The 17,346-nt window shown below is 69.1% G+C and carries 19 protein-coding genes; 9 read left to right on the top strand and 10 right to left on the bottom strand.

Going from position 1 to position 17,346, the window contains the following annotated elements:
• Positions 1–6: 6 nt before the first annotated feature.
• A complete protein-coding gene (locus VGS97_RS25810; RefSeq protein WP_326856249.1) occupies positions 7–510 on the top strand; it encodes an NUDIX hydrolase in 504 nt (167 codons plus the stop codon).
• 265 nt (positions 511–775) lie between these two features.
• Here the strand turns inward: VGS97_RS25810 and VGS97_RS25815 are convergent, their stop codons facing one another.
• Positions 776–1,669, bottom strand: coding sequence for a phytanoyl-CoA dioxygenase family protein (locus VGS97_RS25815; protein ID WP_326856250.1), 894 nt, complete (start codon positions 1,667–1,669; stop codon positions 776–778).
• Positions 1,670–1,808: 139 nt separating this feature from the next.
• Here VGS97_RS25815 and VGS97_RS25820 point away from each other — a divergent pair, with 139 nt between their 5' ends.
• On the top strand, positions 1,809–2,807 hold the full coding sequence (locus tag VGS97_RS25820) for an NAD-dependent epimerase/dehydratase family protein (protein WP_326856251.1): 999 nt from the start codon (positions 1,809–1,811) through the stop codon (positions 2,805–2,807).
• A 4-nt stretch (positions 2,808–2,811) separates the two neighbouring features.
• On the opposite strand, the gene VGS97_RS25825 is transcribed toward VGS97_RS25820, so the two are convergent.
• Together VGS97_RS25825 and VGS97_RS25830 are read right to left on the bottom strand one after the other, a co-directional pair.
• Positions 2,812–4,254, bottom strand: coding sequence for an alkaline phosphatase family protein (locus tag VGS97_RS25825; protein WP_326856252.1), 1,443 nt, complete (start codon positions 4,252–4,254; stop codon positions 2,812–2,814).
• Positions 4,255–4,344: 90 nt separating this feature from the next.
• The gene (locus tag VGS97_RS25830) at positions 4,345–4,776 is read right to left on the bottom strand and encodes an Lrp/AsnC family transcriptional regulator (RefSeq protein ID WP_349262264.1); all 432 of its coding nucleotides are present in this window, start codon (positions 4,774–4,776) and stop codon (positions 4,345–4,347) included.
• A 110-nt stretch (positions 4,777–4,886) separates the two neighbouring features.
• Here VGS97_RS25830 and VGS97_RS25835 point away from each other — a divergent pair, with 110 nt between their 5' ends.
• Complete coding sequence (locus VGS97_RS25835) at positions 4,887–5,774, top strand: tryptophan 2,3-dioxygenase (protein ID WP_326856254.1); 888 nt, start codon at positions 4,887–4,889, stop codon at positions 5,772–5,774.
• Between the two features lie 3 nt (positions 5,775–5,777).
• The gene (locus tag VGS97_RS25840) at positions 5,778–7,016 is read left to right on the top strand and encodes a kynureninase (RefSeq protein ID WP_326856255.1); all 1,239 of its coding nucleotides are present in this window, start codon (positions 5,778–5,780) and stop codon (positions 7,014–7,016) included.
• Here VGS97_RS25840 and VGS97_RS25845 read toward each other — a convergent pair.
• The 3 genes from VGS97_RS25845 to VGS97_RS25855 all read right to left on the bottom strand — a co-directional run bounded on the left by VGS97_RS25845 (position 7,006) and on the right by VGS97_RS25855 (position 9,495).
• Positions 7,006–7,461, bottom strand: a complete 456-nt coding sequence (locus VGS97_RS25845; protein ID WP_326856256.1) for a hypothetical protein — start codon at positions 7,459–7,461, stop codon at positions 7,006–7,008. The genes VGS97_RS25840 and VGS97_RS25845 overlap by 11 nt on opposite strands.
• Positions 7,462–7,834: 373 nt before the next feature.
• Positions 7,835–8,512: a uracil-DNA glycosylase gene (locus VGS97_RS25850; protein WP_326856257.1), complete on the bottom strand. Its 678-nt coding sequence runs from the start codon at positions 8,510–8,512 to the stop codon at positions 7,835–7,837.
• Between the two features lie 221 nt (positions 8,513–8,733).
• Positions 8,734–9,495 (bottom strand): PadR family transcriptional regulator, encoded by a 762-nt coding sequence (locus VGS97_RS25855; protein ID WP_326856258.1) that lies wholly within the window; start codon positions 9,493–9,495, stop codon positions 8,734–8,736.
• A gap of 126 nt (positions 9,496–9,621) precedes the next feature.
• On the opposite strand from VGS97_RS25855, the gene trmB reads away from it, so the two are divergent.
• Positions 9,622–10,350 carry a tRNA (guanosine(46)-N7)-methyltransferase TrmB gene (trmB, locus tag VGS97_RS25860; protein ID WP_326856259.1) on the top strand — a complete coding sequence of 243 codons (729 nt, stop codon included), beginning with the start codon at positions 9,622–9,624 and terminating at the stop codon, positions 10,348–10,350.
• A gap of 24 nt (positions 10,351–10,374) precedes the next feature.
• Here the strand turns inward: trmB and VGS97_RS25865 are convergent, their stop codons facing one another.
• From VGS97_RS25865 to VGS97_RS25880, 4 genes are all read right to left on the bottom strand, one after another.
• Positions 10,375–10,815: an ATP-binding protein gene (locus tag VGS97_RS25865; protein WP_326856260.1), complete on the bottom strand. Its 441-nt coding sequence runs from the start codon at positions 10,813–10,815 to the stop codon at positions 10,375–10,377.
• Between the two features lie 240 nt (positions 10,816–11,055).
• Positions 11,056–11,544: a 5'-3' exonuclease H3TH domain-containing protein gene (locus VGS97_RS25870; protein ID WP_326856261.1), complete on the bottom strand. Its 489-nt coding sequence runs from the start codon at positions 11,542–11,544 to the stop codon at positions 11,056–11,058.
• A gap of 468 nt (positions 11,545–12,012) precedes the next feature.
• The gene (locus VGS97_RS25875; protein WP_326856262.1) at positions 12,013–12,981 is read right to left on the bottom strand and encodes a hypothetical protein; all 969 of its coding nucleotides are present in this window, start codon (positions 12,979–12,981) and stop codon (positions 12,013–12,015) included.
• Positions 12,981–13,415, bottom strand: a complete 435-nt coding sequence (locus VGS97_RS25880; protein WP_326856263.1) for a hypothetical protein — start codon at positions 13,413–13,415, stop codon at positions 12,981–12,983. The genes VGS97_RS25875 and VGS97_RS25880 overlap by 1 nt, the downstream gene beginning before the upstream one ends.
• 76 nt (positions 13,416–13,491) lie before the next feature.
• On the opposite strand from VGS97_RS25880, the gene VGS97_RS25885 reads away from it, so the two are divergent.
• The 4 genes from VGS97_RS25885 to VGS97_RS25900 all read left to right on the top strand — a co-directional run bounded on the left by VGS97_RS25885 (position 13,492) and on the right by VGS97_RS25900 (position 17,225).
• Positions 13,492–16,356 carry a CHAT domain-containing protein gene (locus VGS97_RS25885; protein WP_326856264.1) on the top strand — a complete coding sequence of 955 codons (2,865 nt, stop codon included), beginning with the start codon at positions 13,492–13,494 and terminating at the stop codon, positions 16,354–16,356.
• Positions 16,357–16,591: 235 nt separating this feature from the next.
• Entirely contained in the window at positions 16,592–16,759 is a 168-nt protein-coding gene (locus tag VGS97_RS25890; RefSeq protein WP_326856265.1) for a hypothetical protein, read from the top strand.
• Between the two features lie 35 nt (positions 16,760–16,794).
• Positions 16,795–17,031 carry a hypothetical protein gene (locus VGS97_RS25895; protein ID WP_326856266.1) on the top strand — a complete coding sequence of 79 codons (237 nt, stop codon included), beginning with the start codon at positions 16,795–16,797 and terminating at the stop codon, positions 17,029–17,031.
• A gap of 41 nt (positions 17,032–17,072) precedes the next feature.
• Positions 17,073–17,225, top strand: a complete 153-nt coding sequence (locus VGS97_RS25900) for a hypothetical protein (protein WP_326856267.1) — start codon at positions 17,073–17,075, stop codon at positions 17,223–17,225.
• Positions 17,226–17,346 lie beyond the last annotated feature (121 nt).

The following is a 17,346-nucleotide window of genomic DNA, read 5'->3' on the forward strand; positions in this document are numbered from 1 at the left end:
ATCTCCATGAGCCGCTTCACACCGCTTGAGAACGCCCAGTGGTTCGCGAGCCTGCCCAAAATGGCGTTGTCGGCGAACGCGGTGCTGCGCGATCCGCGCGGCCGGGTGGCACTGGTGCGCAACACCTACCGGGAGGGTTGGTCGCTGCCCGGCGGGGTCGTGGACGACAACGAGCCGCCCGCCGCGGCCTGCGTGCGCGAACTGGCCGAGGAACTCGGCTTCACGGTGCGGCAACTCGGCCCGCTGCTCGCGGTGCAATGGGCGCAGCGCATGGACGGCAACCCGATGCAGTTCCTGAATCTCACCTTCGACGCGGGCGTCTGCCCGGATCCGGGGATGCTGCGCGCGCAGCCCGAGGAGATCGCCGAAATCGGCTTCTTCGGCCTCGACGAACTGCCCTCGGACGTCCGTCCGTTCATCGCGCGCCGGCTCGCAGCGATCCGCAACGCCGCGGGCACCGTCGCCTACCTAGAGGAGAGGCACGCGGTACCCGCTGCCGGGCCGCGCTGAAGAGCTTTTGAGCTGAATGGCGTTCGGGCTGAATAGCGTTCGGGCTGAATAGCGTTCGAACAGCGGGGTCCGGGCACCCCAGTTCCTCGCACTGGCCCCGTCCTTCGCCCGGCGCCCGGACGAGCGATATATGGACCGGGACGATCCGGGCTCATCATCGAGCATTGGCCTTACTCGGCAGCGAGAAATGCACGATACTCCCGGATTATCCTTCACTCATTCGAGTGACGTGCGCAGGGTGGGACTGGCGCACCGCGGTTCCGCGTCACCGATTGTTGTTGACCCTCGGATCGAGCAGTCCACGCTCCATGAGGTATTCGCGCAGCGGGTAACGGTCGTCGCCGAGTCCCCAGTACGAAATCGCGTCCTTGCCCGCGCCGAGCAGTTGCCGCTGGATCGGCGTCAACTCCGCCCACCACGGGTGCCCGGGCGCGATGATCCGGTCCTCGTGTGGTGCGATCCAGCGGTACGTCCATCCGACGAACAGCACCCTGCGGGTGATCTGGGAGTAATTGTCAGATCGGCCGTGGTACAGCCGACGGTCGAAGATCACCACGTCGCCCCGGTTCGGGCACACCTGGACAGCGCCCTTTGGGTCCTCGAAGCCGAGTTCCGGGTGCCCGGGGCGTGGCAGTCGGCTGGTCCGGTGCGAGCCGGGGACGCACATGAAGTTGCCGCGGCCCGGCTCCGACGCGTCGGAAAGCCAGTACGAGGTGCGTATCGACAGCAGCGGACGCACCGGTTCCGTCTCCACTTCGAGGTTCTGCCGGCCGCCGTCCTGATGCCAGCGCCACACCTTCGGGCGGGGCCTCGGGATCGGCGGGTGCACGTCGAGGTGGTGGTGGTACGCGTGGCTGTTCCAGCCGAGCAGGCCCCAGACCAGCGGCAGCACGGTCGGCAGTTCCAGCAGTTCGAGGAACGTCCGGTCCCGGTGCAGGAACCCCATGAGATGCAGGCTCTCGTCCTCGGGATGCAACCCGCCGGCGGCCTTCTCTCGCGCGTAGACGCGGTCCACGGCTTCGTCGAGCCGGTCCAGCAACTGCGGCGCGATCGCGTCGCGGGCGATGAAGTAGCCGTCGCGCTCGAACGCTGCGCGCTGCTCGCCGGAGAGCAAGATCCCGTCATAAGGCATGGCGGTACCCACGGCGCTGGTGCTCAAGATTCCCCTCCCGATGAAGTAACCCCACGTCATGAGTACAGACGCCTTGACTCGACGGCCAGGGTGCGCGCGGATCGACACAGGTCCGCTCTGCGCGAACATCGTTGCCCAGACGCCCGCCGCGACCGAGGATGGGGAAATGCGCATCCTCATCCTCGGCGGCAGTCGTTTCCTCGGCCGCGCATTCGTCACCGAAGCGCTCGCGGCCGGACATCAGGTGACCGTGTTCAACCGCGGCCGGTCCGGTCCCGACCTGCCGGGCGTGGTCGCCGTGCGCGGCGACCGGGAGGACCCCGCGGACCTCGCGCGCCTGGCCGCCGCCGGTCCCTGGGACGCGGTCGTCGACACTTCCGGCTACGTCCCCAAGATCGTCGGCGACAGCGCGCGTGCGCTGGCCGGCGGCGCCGAGGCGTACCTGTTCATCTCCAGCCTCTCGGCCTTCACGGGCTTCCCGGCCGAGCGCCTCGATCCCGGCTCGCCGCTGTTCGAATGCCCGCCGGACGCGACCGAGGGGGAGTACGGCGCCCTCAAGGCAGGCTGTGAGCGTGCCGTGCGGCAGGCCTTCCCTGGCAGGGTCCTGATCCACTACCCCGGTCTGATCATCGGCCCGCACGAGAACATGGGCCGGCAGACCTGGTGGCTCTCCCGCATCGCCAAGGGCGGCGACGTGCTCGCCCCCGGCGATCCCGACCGGCGGCTCCAGCTGATCGACGCGCGGGACATCGCGGGCTTCGGCTTGCACTGCCTGGAATCAGGACAGGACGACGCGTTCCTGCTCGCCAGCGAGAACGGCCACACCACGTTCGGGCAGTGGCTCCAGACCTGCGTGCTGGAGACCGGTTCGAACGCCCGGCTCGTGTGGGCGCCCGACAAGGTGCTGCTCGAAAACGAGGTGCCGGTCTGGTCCGGCCTGCCGCTTTGGACACCGCTCGACGACGAGTCTGCGGGAGTCTGGGACACCGACGTCTCGCGCGCGATCGCCGCGGGGCTCAATTGCCGCCCGATCGGGAAGACCGTCCGGGACACCTGGGCGTGGCAGCGGGATGAGCCGTCGCTCGCGGACGAGGATGGCCGGATCCACGGCCACGGCCTGCTTCCGGAGATCGAGCAGCGTGTCCTGGCGGCCCTGACGAACTGAAGGCTTACGACGCGTCCGCCTGGGTTCGTGCGCGGATGAACGCCTCGGCCTCCTCGGCGGTGCGCGGCGCGGGGACGTGCTTACCGGCCGGGACCTCGCGCGCCAGCAGATCCGCCTGCACCTCCTGAAGGTGGCTGATCTGTCCGGCGGCCGGGCCGACCGCGCCGGAGACCGGCACCACGACGCCCGCCAGCACGTCGTCTGTACGCGCCGCGGTCAGCGTCAACGCCGCGCCGACATGCTCGGCGGCCGCGTCGCGGGCTGTCAGTGCCGCCAGGTTCCAACGGGCCTCGATCGTCTTGAGGATCGACGTGTGGTCCAGCGGCGTCGCTCCCGCCGGTACCCGGAAGACGGTGCCCGCCGGGATCAGCGGCGAGACCAGGACCGTGGGCACGCGCGGCCCGAAGCGGGTGAAGTCGAAGCCGAATTCGCCCGCCGTGTTGTCCGGAGGCGTCGCGCCCCACGGCGGCGGGACGTGGTCGTAGCAGCCCCCGTGCTCGTCGTAGGTGATGATCAGCAGTGTGCTGTTCCACACCGGGCTCTTGCGCAGCGCCGCGTACACGTCGTGCATCAGCTGCTCGCCGAGCGCCACGTCGTAGTTCGGGTGCTGGCTGTTGCCCGTGCTGCTCCAGGACGGTTCGAGGAAGGTGAACTGCGCCAGCGAGCCGTCCGCCGCCGCACTCCGGAAGTCGGCGAACAGCCCGAAGTTCGCGGCGGGGGCGCGGGTGATGTCCGGGAAGTTGTGCTTCGTCAGCGGCTGCGCCTCGTAGCCGTAGACGACCCAGCTCACGCCGGCGGCGGTCAGCGAGCCGAAAATCGACGGCGAGGTGAACGTCTTCGTCTTGTCGTCCATGTGGCCTTGGCTGGTGCCGGCCAGCGCGAACGCCCGGTTGGGCAGCGTCTCGGTCGGCGCCGAGCCGAACCAGTGGTCGCATACCGCGTAGCCGCGGGCCAGAGCGCAGAGCACCGGCAGCGCCTCAGGGGTGAAGCAGCCCATGATGTCCTGCGGCTGTGTCCCGCCGACGATCGACCAGCCTTCGCGTCCCTCCCAGCCGAGCGTGTACGCGTAGTCCTTCACAAAGCCCTGCATCGCCGGGACGGGCTGCCCGCTCGGCGCGGCGGTCGAACCGAACAGCTGGCTGTTCGTGGCCATGTAGCCCTCGCCGGGGTCGGCGCCCGGCATGAAGTACGCGTTCGGGGCGTCCGGCGCGATCGGGAAGACCGGGACCGGTTTGCCGTCGGTGCCCGGGTTCGACTCGGAGCCGGTCAGCCCTTCGAAGGCCTGGCCGCTCGGCGTGACGTTGCCCGTGTCGTGGTACAGATATCCGAGCATGTGGTCGAACGAACGGTTCTCCAGCATCAGCACCACGATGTGCTCGATCGCCGCCAGCGCCGTGCCCGCTGACTCAGTGGCCTCTGATTCGCCGGTCTCGGGGGTCGTCGTCACCGCGTCGTCACCTTCCGTGAGCCGCCACTCGTAAAGCAGTTTGGCAGATCGCGGTGCGCTGTACACGTGTTTCGGCCGTTTCGACCCGAGTTACCGAGACGGACGTACCGGACGCCAGGCCAGTGGGGACGAGAGCACCATCGTCGACGAGGGCTGACCATGGTCGGCCAGCCGGTCGATCAGCGCCTCGAACTCGCCCATCGACGCCACCGCCACGCGCAGCAGGCAGCACGCGTCGCCGGTCAGCCGGTGCATCTCCAGGATCTCCGGGCTCTGCTCGACCACGTCGGGATGCCGCAACAGGCAGCGCGGTCCGTAGCACGCCATGCGTACCAGCGCCTCCACGATGCGCCCGGCCCGCGCAGGGTCCACGTGTGCGTGATAGCCGGTGATCACGCCGGCCTGTTCCAGCCTGCGCACTCGTTCGGCCACCGCCGGGGCGGACAGGTTGATCCGGCGCGCCAACTCGTTGTACGACAGGCGGCCGTCCTGCTGCAACTCGTCGAGTAGCAGCCAGTCGATCGCATCCGGAAGGTCGGGTCGCGTTGTCACCTTTCGATCGTAAAGCCATTTTGGCAATGGCAGGACCATTGGCCATTCCGAGCCGCGGGCGTCGGTAGTTCGATAGTCGGGTGCCCGCGAAGACCGCCCCACCGAAGATCACCGCCCCGAGGAATACCGGCCCGGGGATCACCGCCGCGCAGCGATCCGGCCCTAGCGAGAACGAGTACGAGGACTACGCCGAACTGCGCGCCCTACTGAGCCTGCAACGGCCGCGTACCGGAGCTCCGGCGGAGCTGTCGTTCATCGTCGTCACGCAGGTGATGGAGCTCTACTTCACGCTGCTTCGCAACGAGTGGGAAAGCGTGCGCGACTGCCTGATGCACGCGGACACCGCCGCGGACGTGCGCTCAGCGGTGCGCTCGCTGCGTCGCGGCCATGGCGTCCAGGACGCGTTGGCCGCGTCGTGGGAGGCGCTGCGGACGCTGACGGCGGCCGAGTTCGACGCGTTCAGGGAGTCCTTCGGCGTCGCGTCGGGCATCCAGTCCTACCAATACCGGCACGTCGAATTCCTGCTCGGCGCCCGGCACCCCCGCGCCCTGGCGATCCACGAGCAGACGCCGCGCATCCACGACGAACTCGCCGCTCAGGCCGCCGCGCCCTCGCTCTACGACGCGGCTCTGGTGCTGCTGCGCCGCCGCGGCTTCGCCATCCCGGACGAGCTTGCGCATCGTGATCACGAGGCCGAATATCAGGGTGACGACCGGGTCGTCGCGGCCTGGCGCGCAGCGTACTGCGACGAGTCGCGCAACGCCGATTTGGTAGACCTCGGCGACGCCCTGTTCGACACGGCCGAGCGACACTTACGCTGGAAGCAGCGCCACCTGCTGTCCGTCTGGCGTTCGATGGGCGACAAACCCGGCTCGGCCGGCACGTCGGGCGCGCAGTGGCTTGAGCGTGGCGTGCACCGCAAGTACTTCCCGGACTTGTGGACCCTGCGAGACCAGGGATGGGCTTAGCCGATGGACTCACTCGACATCAGCGGGACGACGGCGCCGACGGGCACGCTGGACGCCTTGACCGAACGTGCTGCCACGCTCGACGAGCTCAATGCGCTTGCGCACACTCGTGATCGCTTCCTGATTCCCCCGGGCACGGTCTACCTCGACGGCAATTCGCTCGGAGCACTCCCGGCCGCAGTACCGGCAGCCCTCGACGACGCGGTCCGCCGACAGTGGGGCAGAGGCCTGATCTCCTCGTGGTTCGACGAGGGCTGGTGGGACGCGCCGCCGCGCATCGGCGACCGGATCGGCGCACTGATCGGCGCGGCGCCCGGCCAGGTCGTCGCCGGAGATTCGACCTCGGTGCAGCTGTTCAACACTCTGACGGCGGCCGCGCGGCTGCGCGGCGGTCGCAGAGTACTGCTGACCGATCCGGGGCACTTCCCGACCGACGCATACCTCACCGATTCCGTTGCCGAGCTGCTGGATCTGGAGGTGCGCAGGGTACCCGCCCCCGGCGTGCCCGCGGCACTCGCCGAGTACGGAGACCGGGTCGGCGTGCTCTCGTACCCGATCGTCGACTACCGCACCGGCGAGCTGTGGGACCTGCCCGGCCTCACCCGCGCTGCGCACGACGTCGGCGCGGTGACCGTCTGGGACCTGTGTCACGGTGCGGGCGCCATACCCATCGGACTCGATGAATCAGAAGTCGACTTCGCGGTCGGTTGCACGTACAAATATCTGTCTGGCGGCCCGGGTTCGCCCGCCTACGCCTACATAGCCGCACGCCACCACGGCGACGTGCGCCACCCGCTCACCGGCTGGCACGGCCACGCCGACCCGTTCGCCATGCAGGACTCTTACACGCCCGCCGAGGGAATCGCCCGCGCCCGCGTCGGCTGCCCGCCGCTGCTCTCGCTGCTCGCGTTGGAGGCCGCGCTGACCGCCTTCGACGGCGTCGAGCTCGCCGACGTGCGCGCCACCAGCCTCAGCCTGACCGGCTTTTTCATCGAGTGCTGTGACGCGCTGCTCGCCGATCGCGACGTCCGGGTCGGCACGCCGCGCGAGCCGGAGCACCGGGGCAGTCAGGTGGCGGTGCGGCACCGGGACGCCGTAGGGCTTGTTCCGGAGCTGGCCCTGCGGTCAGTGCTCTGCGACAAGCGCGAGCCCGACATCCTCCGCTTCGGCTTCAACGCGCTCTACAACACCCACGCGGACGCGCTCACTGCGATCAGGGTGCTGCGAGACCTCACGGAGTGAGGGCGTGCACCGAGAACATGATGAAGAACGGCAGCATCGCCAGGATCACCAGCACCGCCCCGGCGATCTGCTCGATCGTGCCGTAGGCGATGTTCGGCTCCTCGGTCGTGCGCACCTGCGGGGCGCGGCCGGCCGAGACCATCACCTCGATCATGTCCCCGACCCGGTAGCTCTCCTGTTCGGTGCGGGCGAGCCGGATCGTGTCCCGGCGGACCGCCCCGCCGAGCTCGTACTCGACCACTATCCGCGCCGCGTCGGAGGGGAACGACTGCCCGGCCCGGTGCTGCGGGATCGCCTCCACCACGCGCGCCGTCACGTGCGCTCCGTGTTCCAGCAGCCGCCGCGACCGGGTGAACTGCGATGCGCACAGGAACGCGCCCCCGATCCCTGTGGTGACGCTGAGTCCCACGGCGATCCCGAAGGCGACGACATTGCCGGCCGCCACGCTCCGCCTCCTGGCGTGAAAAGTTCTTGATGGCTTTCTGTCACGTTAGCGCGCCGCCCCGCCCGGCGCACAATGGGCTGAACCTAAGAAAACCCCAGTTCCGACCGCATGCGCGGCACTTTCAGGCGGCCGGCTCGGGCGACCGGCCCGAGGACGGGTCGACACGCTGCGTCACCATGGTCACGACTTCATCACGAGCCCGCAGCACCGATCAGCGCGCGGCCTCGCGAACCGGCCAGGGTTAGAGCGTGTTGAGAAGTGGGTCGGGTCGCAGTGTCTTTCACGCACGCTCGCCGCGCTGTTGCGCCGTCCGCCTTGCGAACACAAACGCCAGGGACCGCGCTCTGACCCGACCCTACTTCTCACACACGTCCTACGGCAGCCGCCAGTCGATCGGATCAGCACCCTGCTGCACGAGCAGTTCGTTGGCGCGGCTGAACGGGCGCGAGCCGAAGAAACCGCGGTCCGCGGACATCGGGCTGGGGTGTGCGGACTCGATGCAGGGGACGGAAGAGCCGAGCAGCGGTTTGACCTCGCGCGCGTCGCGGCCCCAGAGGATCGCGACCAGCGGGGACCCGCGCTCGGCGAGCGCGCTGATCGCCTGCGCGGTCACCGCCTCCCAGCCCTTGCCGCGGTGCGCCCCCGGCTTGCCGGGCGCCGTGGTCAGCGCCCTGTTGAGCAGCAGCACGCCGTGTTCGGTCCACGGCGACAGGTCGCCGTTGGACGGGGCGGGCAGGCCCAGATCCTGGCCGTACTCGCGGAAGATGTTCACCAGGCTGGCGGGCAGCGGCCGTACCTGCGGGGCCACCGAGAAGCTGAGGCCCACCGCGTGGCCGGGGGTGGGATACGGATCCTGGCCCATGATCAGGACTCTTATCGAGTCGAAGGGCTGCTGGAACGCCCGCAGCACGTTCGCCCCCGCAGGCAGATAGGTGCGCTCCGCGGCGACCTCCGCTCTGAGGAAGTCACCCATCGCGGCGATCCGCTCGGCGACCGGCTCAAGGGCTTTCGCCCACCCGGATTCCACGACTTCGATCAGAGGGCGTGCCATGGCGCATTACTGTACCCGCAACTCAGGCCGCCTATGCGCGCTCTTCGAACATGGCCGGGGCTTCTTGCGCGGCGGCCCCGGCCAAGTCCGAAGAGCCCCCGATGCACGGATGCGCGGATCTGGTCCGGCGACCTGATCCGCGCATCGCGCGTGTCTCTCGTGATTTATGCGCTTCCTGATTCAGTGACCAGGCTCAGCACCGTTCGGCTCGGCTTGACGGTTCAGCTCCGCGGCTCGGCGTCGTGGGGCTCGTCGGCGGCGAGGATCTTGTAAAGCGCCTGCCGCGCCTTGGTCACCACGGCCCGGGCCTCCTCGCGCTGCGCGGTGCTGCCGACCTGGGCGACCTGCTTGTACGCCATGGCCAGCTGGCCGAGCAGTTCGCGGTCGTGCATGAACTCCTCGAACCGTGCGCCGGGCCCGCCGACCGCTTCCTGCCAGATCCGCGAGAGGTGCTCGGCGTTCTGCTCAGCGTGCTGACGGCCGGCCTCGGTCAGCGCGAACAGCTTGCGTCCACCCTCGCCGACCGGCTCGATCAGGCCCTCGTCCTCAAGCTGCGCGAGCGCCGGATAGACGGAGCCGGAGCTGGCCCGCCACACCCCGTCGGTGCGCTGCTCGATCTCCTGGATGATCTGGTAGCCGTTGCGCGGCTCCTCGGCCAGCAGCGCGACGATCGCCGCGCGCACGTCACCGCGCCCGGCCCGCATGCGTCCGCGCCGGTGTCCCGGGCGCGGGCCGAAACCCGGCCCCCAGAACTCGCCGCCGCCCGGTCCGGCGAAGCCGAACGGTCCGATCGGCGGTTGCCCGAAGCCGCGGCCTCTGCCGTGATGCTCGTGCGGTTCATTGTGGTGCTCATGGTGCTCGCCGTGTTCCCAGCGGGCACGCCGCTGCTCGAAGCCGCCCTCGTCGACGCGGCCCTGGCGGTCGCGGCCACGTCCGCGCCGATCGCGAGAGGGGCCGTCCTTGGGGAAGGAAGAGAAAGTCATCGTCATCTCCTCGGTAGTCTGTAGTAGTCGGGCGTCTTACCCGACGCGTTAACGATATATCGCTAACTATCGAAACGCAACTGGCGCCTGGTGCGTGACTGTCGTGCGTCCGACTACGCTGGTCCGGTGATCACGCAGGAGGCGCCGCCTCGGGGCGCGACGCACATACGCACGTTCCATCCGCGCCGCGGCCGGATCGGCGCGACCCGCGCAGACGCTCTCGCGCGGCTCTGGCCCCGGTATGGCTACGACATCGACAGTGCGTACGAGAACAGCGCGTACAAGACCAGTGGGCACGCGGACTTCGATCCGGCCGCGCTCTTCGGCCGTGAGGCCGGGCTCGTCTTGGAAATCGGCTGCGGGATGGGCGACGCCACCGCGGCGATGGCCGCCGCCGATCCCGGCCGCGACTATCTCGCCGTGGACGTGCACACTCCGGGCCTGGCGAATCTGCTGGCCCTGGCCGAGCGCGGCGACCTGGACAACGTGCGGGCCGCCCGCGGTGACGCGGTGGAGCTGCTCAGGGACCTGATGAAGCCCGGGTCGCTCGGCGCCGTGCACATCTTCTTCCCCGATCCCTGGCCCAAAGCCAAGCACCACAAACGCCGCATCGTGCGCCCCGATGTCGTGGCTCTGATACGCGGGCGACTGGTGCCCGGCGGCGTGCTGCACTGCGCCACCGACTGGGCGCCCTATGCGGAGCAGATGCTGGAGGTCCTGAGCGCGGATCCGGGCCTACGCAACCTCAGCGACGGCTACGCGCCCCGCCCGGCGTCGCGCCCGGTGACCGGGTTCGAGCGCCGTGCGCTCGCCGCGGGCCGCGACATCTATGACCTCATATTCGCGAGGAAATAGCGGAGGCCGCTTCCACGCGGGCACTCATCCGGACCTGTCACCAACCGGCCTGATCGCGCTGCTCATCGCGTCGGCTGACAACTCGCACCACACGTCCTTGCCGCCTCGCGGGTCCTGCGTCACGCCCCAGGACTGCGCGAGCCTGGAGACCAGGTCCAGCCCGACTCCACCGATGGTGCGCTGGTGGGGCGGCACGACCCAGGGCACCCCGTCGCCGTCGTCGTGCACGCTCAACCACAGCCGGTCTCCGACGAACTGGACCTCGACCTCGATCGCCGTGCCCGAGTGCACGACCGCGTTGCTCACCAGTTCGCTGACCACCAACTGGCCGATCTCGGAGTACTGCTCGCCGTGCCACGCAGCGCAGGCCCGGGCGACGAAGTCGCGGGCACGGCCGGGTGCGGAGGTCTGCGGCGCGAGGAACAACCGCCTCCGCCTCGACTCCTCGACTACCGCGCGTGCCATTCCGCCGTACTCCATGCCTGTTGCCGTGCACCCGTGAATCTGGTGCCGTTTCAGCCTTCGCGAACCGAGTCGACGGGCTCTCCCTCCTGGCTGCCCGACCTCGCGGCGGGCAAACGGGGGGTTTATGAAGCCTTCGCCGCCACCACGATGCGGCCGCCGCGATGAGGTCAAAAGTGCGATCAGCAGAGGATCAGGCTGGATCACCCACATGTACGTAGCTGAACGCCTTTGCGTGCGCGTCTACACAGCGGCGGTGAGCACTCGTTCGAGTCTGCGGATCGGGCTGGCGAGGCCGAACCGCGTGGCGAGCGCCTCCAGTTCCTTCGGATCGGCCGCAGTAGCAGGGAGCTGAGAATCGACCGGCACAGTAGGCGCGTCGTCCCGGACCCGCACGACCAGCGGTGCGGCGGCGAGATAGTCGCGTGCGGCCTCAAGGCGCCGCCGCGCGGCCGTCTTGAGGGCCGAACCGGGATCGTCAAGTGCCGCGAGGACGCCGTCGAGCGAACCGAACTTGGCCACCAACGCCGCCGCGCTCTTCTCTCCGATCCCGGCCACGCCGGGCAGCCCGTCGCTCGGATCGCCGCGCAGGGTCGCGAAATCCGCGTAACCGCGGCCGGGGATCCCGTACTTCGCGATCAGGGCACTGTCGTCGACGACTTCGAGCTTCGACACGCCGCGCGAGATGTTCAGCACCCTTACACCGCGGGTGTCGTCGACGAGCTGGAACATGTCCCGGTCCCCGGTCTGCCTTCCGGACGATCGACAGTGGTTGCCGGGTTCTCGCTACCTCGGCGGTCAGGCGTTGCAGCATGCCGTCGCGCCGGCTCCGGCCAACTTGTCGAAGTGTTTCTCTCGCATATAGGCATCCTCGGGTGCAAATGTGATAGCGGGCGAAGTCGGCAGCGAGCCAGGCCCTGCGGCCTGCCCAAGCACCGCCGAAGACCACCGCACTCCACAGCATCAGCGCCCTGAGGTCACAGGAATCCCATCGGTGGATCGAGGCTGTATGCGGGCCCAGACCTCCTTCACGCCGCCATTGTCACTCGGGCGGGACCGGCGAGCCCCAGGGCCGACTACGCCTATCGCCGCGCAGTTGCCCGCAGCGGCCGATCATGGACGATGAATAATCAGTCAGGTCCCCGCTGTCGCGATCGGCGGCAGGGGGTCACGAGCACGCACGTGGCGTCGGGGTACGGGTCACCCAGACGGCGGTGTCGTCGGATCCGGCGCAACTACCTCGATCTCGGGCAACCGCGACTCCAGCAGATCGCCGAGTGCGTCACCGATGTCGGCCGACAGAGTCCCGCTGTGCTCGATGCCCAGGGCGCGGGCCAGGTCGCCGGTGTGGAGCCGGACCGCCGCCTCGACGAGCTGCGCGTACGCTTCGGCCGCGACGCGTGAGCGGTGGCGGGCGGTCGTCGCCAGCAGCAGGCTGATGACGGCGGCGGGCCACCAGGCGGCGGTCAGTGGCGCGTACAGGACGGCCCAGGCGGCCAGGACGTACGCCGCGCTCAACTCCTGGCGGGCCGATGAGGTCTCGGAGCGGTCGGTTTCGGAGAGGGTGAGCCAGAGGTGGGGCCAGACGACGGACGTCTCCAGATGGTGGTCGCGGCGGAGGCGGACGGTGACCGCGTTGACGCGGTCTCCGGTCCAGGTCGGGCGTTCGGGGCGCTCGGGGGACACGCGGTCGAGGGCGCGGCGGGCCTCGTGGAGCGCTGTCGGGTCGTGCCGGCGTCGCAGGGCGCGGGCACGACCGGCTTCCTCGCGGCGCTGGTGGACGACGAGACGGGCTGCGTCCCAGTGGGAGCGTCGGGCAGTGACGCGGGCTGCGGCCAAGCGGCGGAAGGGCGCCGGCCAGGCGTTCCAGTCGGCGGCGAGCACCGTGTGTTCGATGGCGGCCCCTAGGGATCGGGCGGCGACGCCGACGACGGCCGCGGCGGCCAGGATCGCCGCGAGCAACACGACCTGGCCACCGGCCGTGCGGACGGCAGGTTCAGCGGCCCAGACGGTGACCTGGTGGGCCAGGTGTGAGAGGTCGAGAGGGTGCGTCTGGCCCAGGGTGAACGCGGCTCGGACCATGGCCAGGTAGAGGATCCCTGGCAGGACCAGCAGGGTGAGCCAGCGTTCTGCGAGTTGTTCACCGAGGCGGGCCAGGAACGCGCCCATCAGCCGACCGCGTCCCGGCGCAGGGGTTTGCCGGTGATTTCGCAGTGGGGCGCTGTGTCGGTGGCGGTCCTGGAGGCAACGGCGGAGGGCCATGTGAAGCGCGCGCACGGGAATGCGTCACGCGGGCACAGGAACACTGCCTCCGGATGCGCGAACTCGTCGTCTCCCGCCACGGTCAGGTTTCGCGCGTGGCCGTAGACGCCCAAGGCGTCACCCGCGACCCGCAGTGCGCGGTGCAGATTCTCCAGCGACGGCCGAGGTTCGTGGCCATCGCGCAGATCACTGAGTGCCGCGTCGAGCGGGCCCGCGCCGCTTTCGCCGACCAGGACCGCGCGCACCTGCCCCAGGTGGCCGCAGAGGTAGTCGACGGCGTCGGCTACTTGCTCGGCCGACCGCTCCACTTCCTGGGTCATCGCGTCCCCCTGCCCGGACATGTCGCGGTGTTCTATGTTCGATACCTGCGATCGTATACTGCCATAAGCCGCGACGGGACTGTATCGGGGAGGGCGGATGGAACTGTTTCCGGCATTGACGGCGTGCCTGGCCGAGGTCTACGCCACCGGGAATCCGGCCCTGGTGCTCGAACCCGGCGTCGTCGAGGAGGCCCGACACCTCGCCGGCAGCCGCGACGCCGATCCCGGCATCGACCCGGTCGGAGCACGGCACGTGCTCGGGTGGTTCCACTGGTTCCGGTACCAGGCGCTGCCACAAGGCCGGTGCCAGGAAGCGCTGGACCAAGCCCGGTCGTACTTCCTCGAGTACTTCGTCTACGAGGGCACGAAGCAGCTTCCCGAGGAACTGCGAGTGGAGCTCGCCATGAAAGCGACGCTGAGTGCCTACGAGCACCAGCGCCGCACCCTCGCCGCGCCCGACCCGTTGTCGGTCGAGGTGGGCGTGCGTCTGTGGACCCGAATCGCCGAGGCACTCGCTGAGTACGGTGACATGCAGGCGCTGTGCCTGATGGGTCTCAGTACCATGTTGCAGGTGAGGTGCCGGCTGACCGGCGATCTGGAGGATCTCGACGAGGCGATCCGCGCCAGCCGTGAGGCCGTAGCTCTTTGCCGGGAGAGCGGCGACGACAAGGGTCCTGTGGCCGGGGCGTTGTCGACGCTCAGCACCGCGCTGCGCGACCGTTTTGGGCTCGCCGGTGCGCTCGGTGATCTGGAAGGGGCGGTCGAGTTCGCCAAGCAGACGGTGCGTTCCGCGGTCCGAGACCCGGAGAATATGCCCGGCTATCTGTCGAACCTGGGCACGGTACTGACTATCCGGTTTGAACGCACAGGGGCTCCGGCGGACCTGGACGAGGCGATCCAGGTCGACCGACTGGCCGTGGAGACCACATCCGAGGGGCACCCCGACCGGGCCGCGCGGCTATCGAATCTCAGCTTCGCGCTCCAGCGTCGGTATACGAGCACGGCTGATCCTCGGGATCTGGACGAGGCGATCGCGTCCAGTCGGCAGGCGGTCGCTGCCACCGACCCACACCATCGCGACTGGACCACGCGGTTGGCGGTCCTCGGCAGCGGGCTGCGGCGTCGGTACGAGCGCACCGCCGGCGCGCGGGACGGGGATGAGGCGATTCAGATCGCTGAACGTGTCGCGCAGGCCACCGGCGAACGTCAGCCCGATTCGGCGAGTCGCCTTCACGAGCTGGGCGTCTCGCTGGTGGCCCGCTACCGGAACACCCGGGACCTCGCCGACGTGGTCCGCGCCTCGGAGGCGTTCGCCGCTGCGGTGGATGCCGAGAACGCGCCTGCCTCGGCTCGCATCCAAAGCGCCGGTATCGCGGCCGGGTTGATCGAGCCCTTGGACACGTCGCGGGCGGCGGCTCTCCTGGAGCAGGCTGTCCGTCTGTTGCCTGAAGTGACGCCCCGTCGCCTGCTGCGCTCCGACAAGCAGTACGCGCTCAGTGATTTCACGGGGTTGGCCGGGGACGCGGCTGCTCTCGCTTTGTCCGACACCGCCACGTCGCCGGAACAACGCGGCCGACGTGCGCTGTCCTTGCTGGAGAGCGGACGCACCGTCCTGCTCAGCCAGATGCTTGACAATCGGGGCAGTCTCGCCGATCTGCACCCAGACCTCGCGGCCCGGTTCACAGCTTTGCGCGACCGTCTCGACCGCGATGACGCCTCCGACCTGTCGTCTGATTCAGCCAGTGGCGGGCTACAGAAGTCGGAGGACCGCGTCGCACTGGCCCGTGAGCTTGCCGCAGTGCTTGGTGAGATCCGCAGCCGTAAGGGGTTCGAGTCGTTCGGGTTGCCGCCCAGCCTTCCCGAGTTGCTTCCCGAGGCCGCTCGCGGACCCGTCGTGAGTTTCAGCGTCAGCTCCTATCGCAGCGATGCCCTCCTGCTGACCGCTGACGGCGTCCAAGTCCTACCGCTTCCCGGACTAGAACCCGAGTCGCTGAACGCGCGAGTCGGCGCGTTCCACGCGGCGCTGGTCGCGACGACCGATCCCGAGCAGGACCGCGGAATCGCCCAAGCCGTCTTGGCCGAGACTCTGGAATGGCTGTGGGACACCGTCGCGGAACCAGTCCTCAACGCTCTGGGATACGGTTCCGCGCCCGAGAACGGCGCGGACTGGCCACACATCTGGTGGGCACCCGGCGGGCTGCTCGGACTGCTGCCCCTGCACGCCGCAGGTCGCCACACCGAGGACGGCGTCCGCCACAGGCGCTCGGTCATGGACCGCGTCATCTCCTCTTACACGCCGACGGTTCGAGCGCTGCGTCACGCCCGCGAACGGGAGGCTGCCGTCCCCAGCGTGCCCAGCTCCCTGATCGTCGCCATGCCTACGACCCCAGGACTCCCCGGCGGAGGGCGCCTGGCCCACGTTCCCGCCGAGGTCGAGACCCTGCGCACACTGCTCCCGAACCCGCTCGTGCTAGACCAGCCGACCCGCGCCCGCGTCTTGGACCAGCTCCCGCGCCACACGATCGCGCACTTCGCGTGCCACGGCGCCAACGACCCCGCCGATCCCTCCCGTAGCCGCCTGATCTTGCACGACCACCAGGCCGCCCCGCTGACGGTGGCCGCCCTTGCCCCGATCGACCTGAACCACGCGCGCCTGGCGTACCTGTCCGCGTGCGATACCGCGCTGAGCACCGCCGCCGGACTGCTCGACGAGGCCATCCACCTGACGTCGGCATTCCAGCTCGCCGGCTATGCGCACGTGGTCGGCACCCTTTGGGCCATCGACGACGAGATCGCCGTGGAGATAGCCGAGGACTTCTACGCTGGGATCCATGACGAGCCGACCGGCGGCCTGGACTTCGGCTCGGCCGCCCGAGCGCTGCATCATGCGACGCGCACCCAGCGGGATCTGTATCCGCGCACGCCGTCACTGTGGGCTGCGCACGTGCACGCCGGCGCGTAGACGAGCGTCATCGACGCGCTGCGGAACGACGAAGCCGCATAACGCAGGACACAGCGACTCGGCGACTCAGCCCGACTGCGTCACGCCGGTCGGTGACGCATACAGTGGCCTCATCCCGCAGTACTTCCGCTTCGGCCCGATGCAAGACCACTTCCATGGGCGCTCCACCGACGCGATGGGGTCGAAGACCCCGGTGCCCGGCTGCGAGTGCGGTGAATGGGGATGCTGGCCGCTCATGGCCCAGATCACCGTCACACCCGACCGCGTGACCTGGAGCTCCTTCGAACAACCCCACCGCAAGACGCGGGACTACACGGCGTTCGGCCCGTTTCGGTTCGACCGACGCCAATACGACGACGCCTTGCGGGCTTTGAACACAGCGACCGTTCCTGGCGACACGTGAGCGCCCAGTTGAGCACGCGGCCCAGGAGGAAGCTCATGTTCGACAATGTCATCGGTCTCAGCCCGGAGGACGCCGCTCGGTGGTCCGAGCTGGTCGAGCAGTGCCGACCCGTCCTCGAAAACGACGGAATGGAGGCTGTCCAAGCCTTCCTGGCCGAGCGCGACGTGAGCATCATCCATGCGATTGCAATCATCCGGGCCCTGCTCGGGAACACGACGACATCCCTTCGAGTCGCCATCGATATCGTGACTGCAAGTACGGCCCGGAAGTAGGTTCATTCAGAGAAGCCCGCATCCGCTGCCCCATGCTGTGCGTGGACCCGAAACAGCGCCCACGACTGGCCGAGATCATCCACAACCTGTCCGACCGCATCGAGGAGGCCCACATGAACGGCCGGCTCGGCGAGGTGGAGGGACTGCAAGTCAGCCTGGCCGCCGCCAAGGAAAAGCTAAGGGCTTGGAAATGAATGACACGCTCATTTGGGCGTTTCGGGCGCGGTGATGTCGTAGTTCCATTCGCCGTGGAACGCGTGGGGTGTGACGTGCTGTTTCATCAGCTGCTTCATCTCGCGGTCGGGGATCTTGATG

The organism is Actinocrinis sp. (assembly GCF_035946395.1).
Taxonomy (GTDB): Bacteria; Actinomycetota; Actinomycetes; order Streptomycetales; family Catenulisporaceae; genus Actinocrinis.

Coding starts and splice junctions, on each gene's coding strand:
- VGS97_RS25820 (WP_326856251.1), top strand. CDS start 1,809: ATGCGCATCCTCATCCTCGGCGGCAGTCGTTTCCTCGGCCGCGCATTC.
- VGS97_RS25890 (WP_326856265.1), top strand. CDS start 16,592: ATGGCCCAGATCACCGTCACACCCGACCGCGTGACCTGGAGCTCCTTC.
- VGS97_RS25810 (WP_326856249.1), top strand. CDS start 7: ATGAGCCGCTTCACACCGCTTGAGAACGCCCAGTGGTTCGCGAGCCTG.
- VGS97_RS25865 (WP_326856260.1), bottom strand. CDS start 10,815: ATGGCACGCGCGGTAGTCGAGGAGTCGAGGCGGAGGCGGTTGTTCCTC.
- VGS97_RS25870 (WP_326856261.1), bottom strand. CDS start 11,544: ATGTTCCAGCTCGTCGACGACACCCGCGGTGTAAGGGTGCTGAACATC.
- VGS97_RS25880 (WP_326856263.1), bottom strand. CDS start 13,415: ATGTCCGGGCAGGGGGACGCGATGACCCAGGAAGTGGAGCGGTCGGCC.
- VGS97_RS25875 (WP_326856262.1), bottom strand. CDS start 12,981: ATGGGCGCGTTCCTGGCCCGCCTCGGTGAACAACTCGCAGAACGCTGG.
- VGS97_RS25855 (WP_326856258.1), bottom strand. CDS start 9,495: ATGACTTTCTCTTCCTTCCCCAAGGACGGCCCCTCTCGCGATCGGCGC.
- VGS97_RS25895 (WP_326856266.1), top strand. CDS start 16,795: ATGTTCGACAATGTCATCGGTCTCAGCCCGGAGGACGCCGCTCGGTGG.
- VGS97_RS25840 (WP_326856255.1), top strand. CDS start 5,778: ATGGACTCACTCGACATCAGCGGGACGACGGCGCCGACGGGCACGCTG.
- VGS97_RS25850 (WP_326856257.1), bottom strand. CDS start 8,512: ATGGCACGCCCTCTGATCGAAGTCGTGGAATCCGGGTGGGCGAAAGCC.
- VGS97_RS25885 (WP_326856264.1), top strand. CDS start 13,492: ATGGAACTGTTTCCGGCATTGACGGCGTGCCTGGCCGAGGTCTACGCC.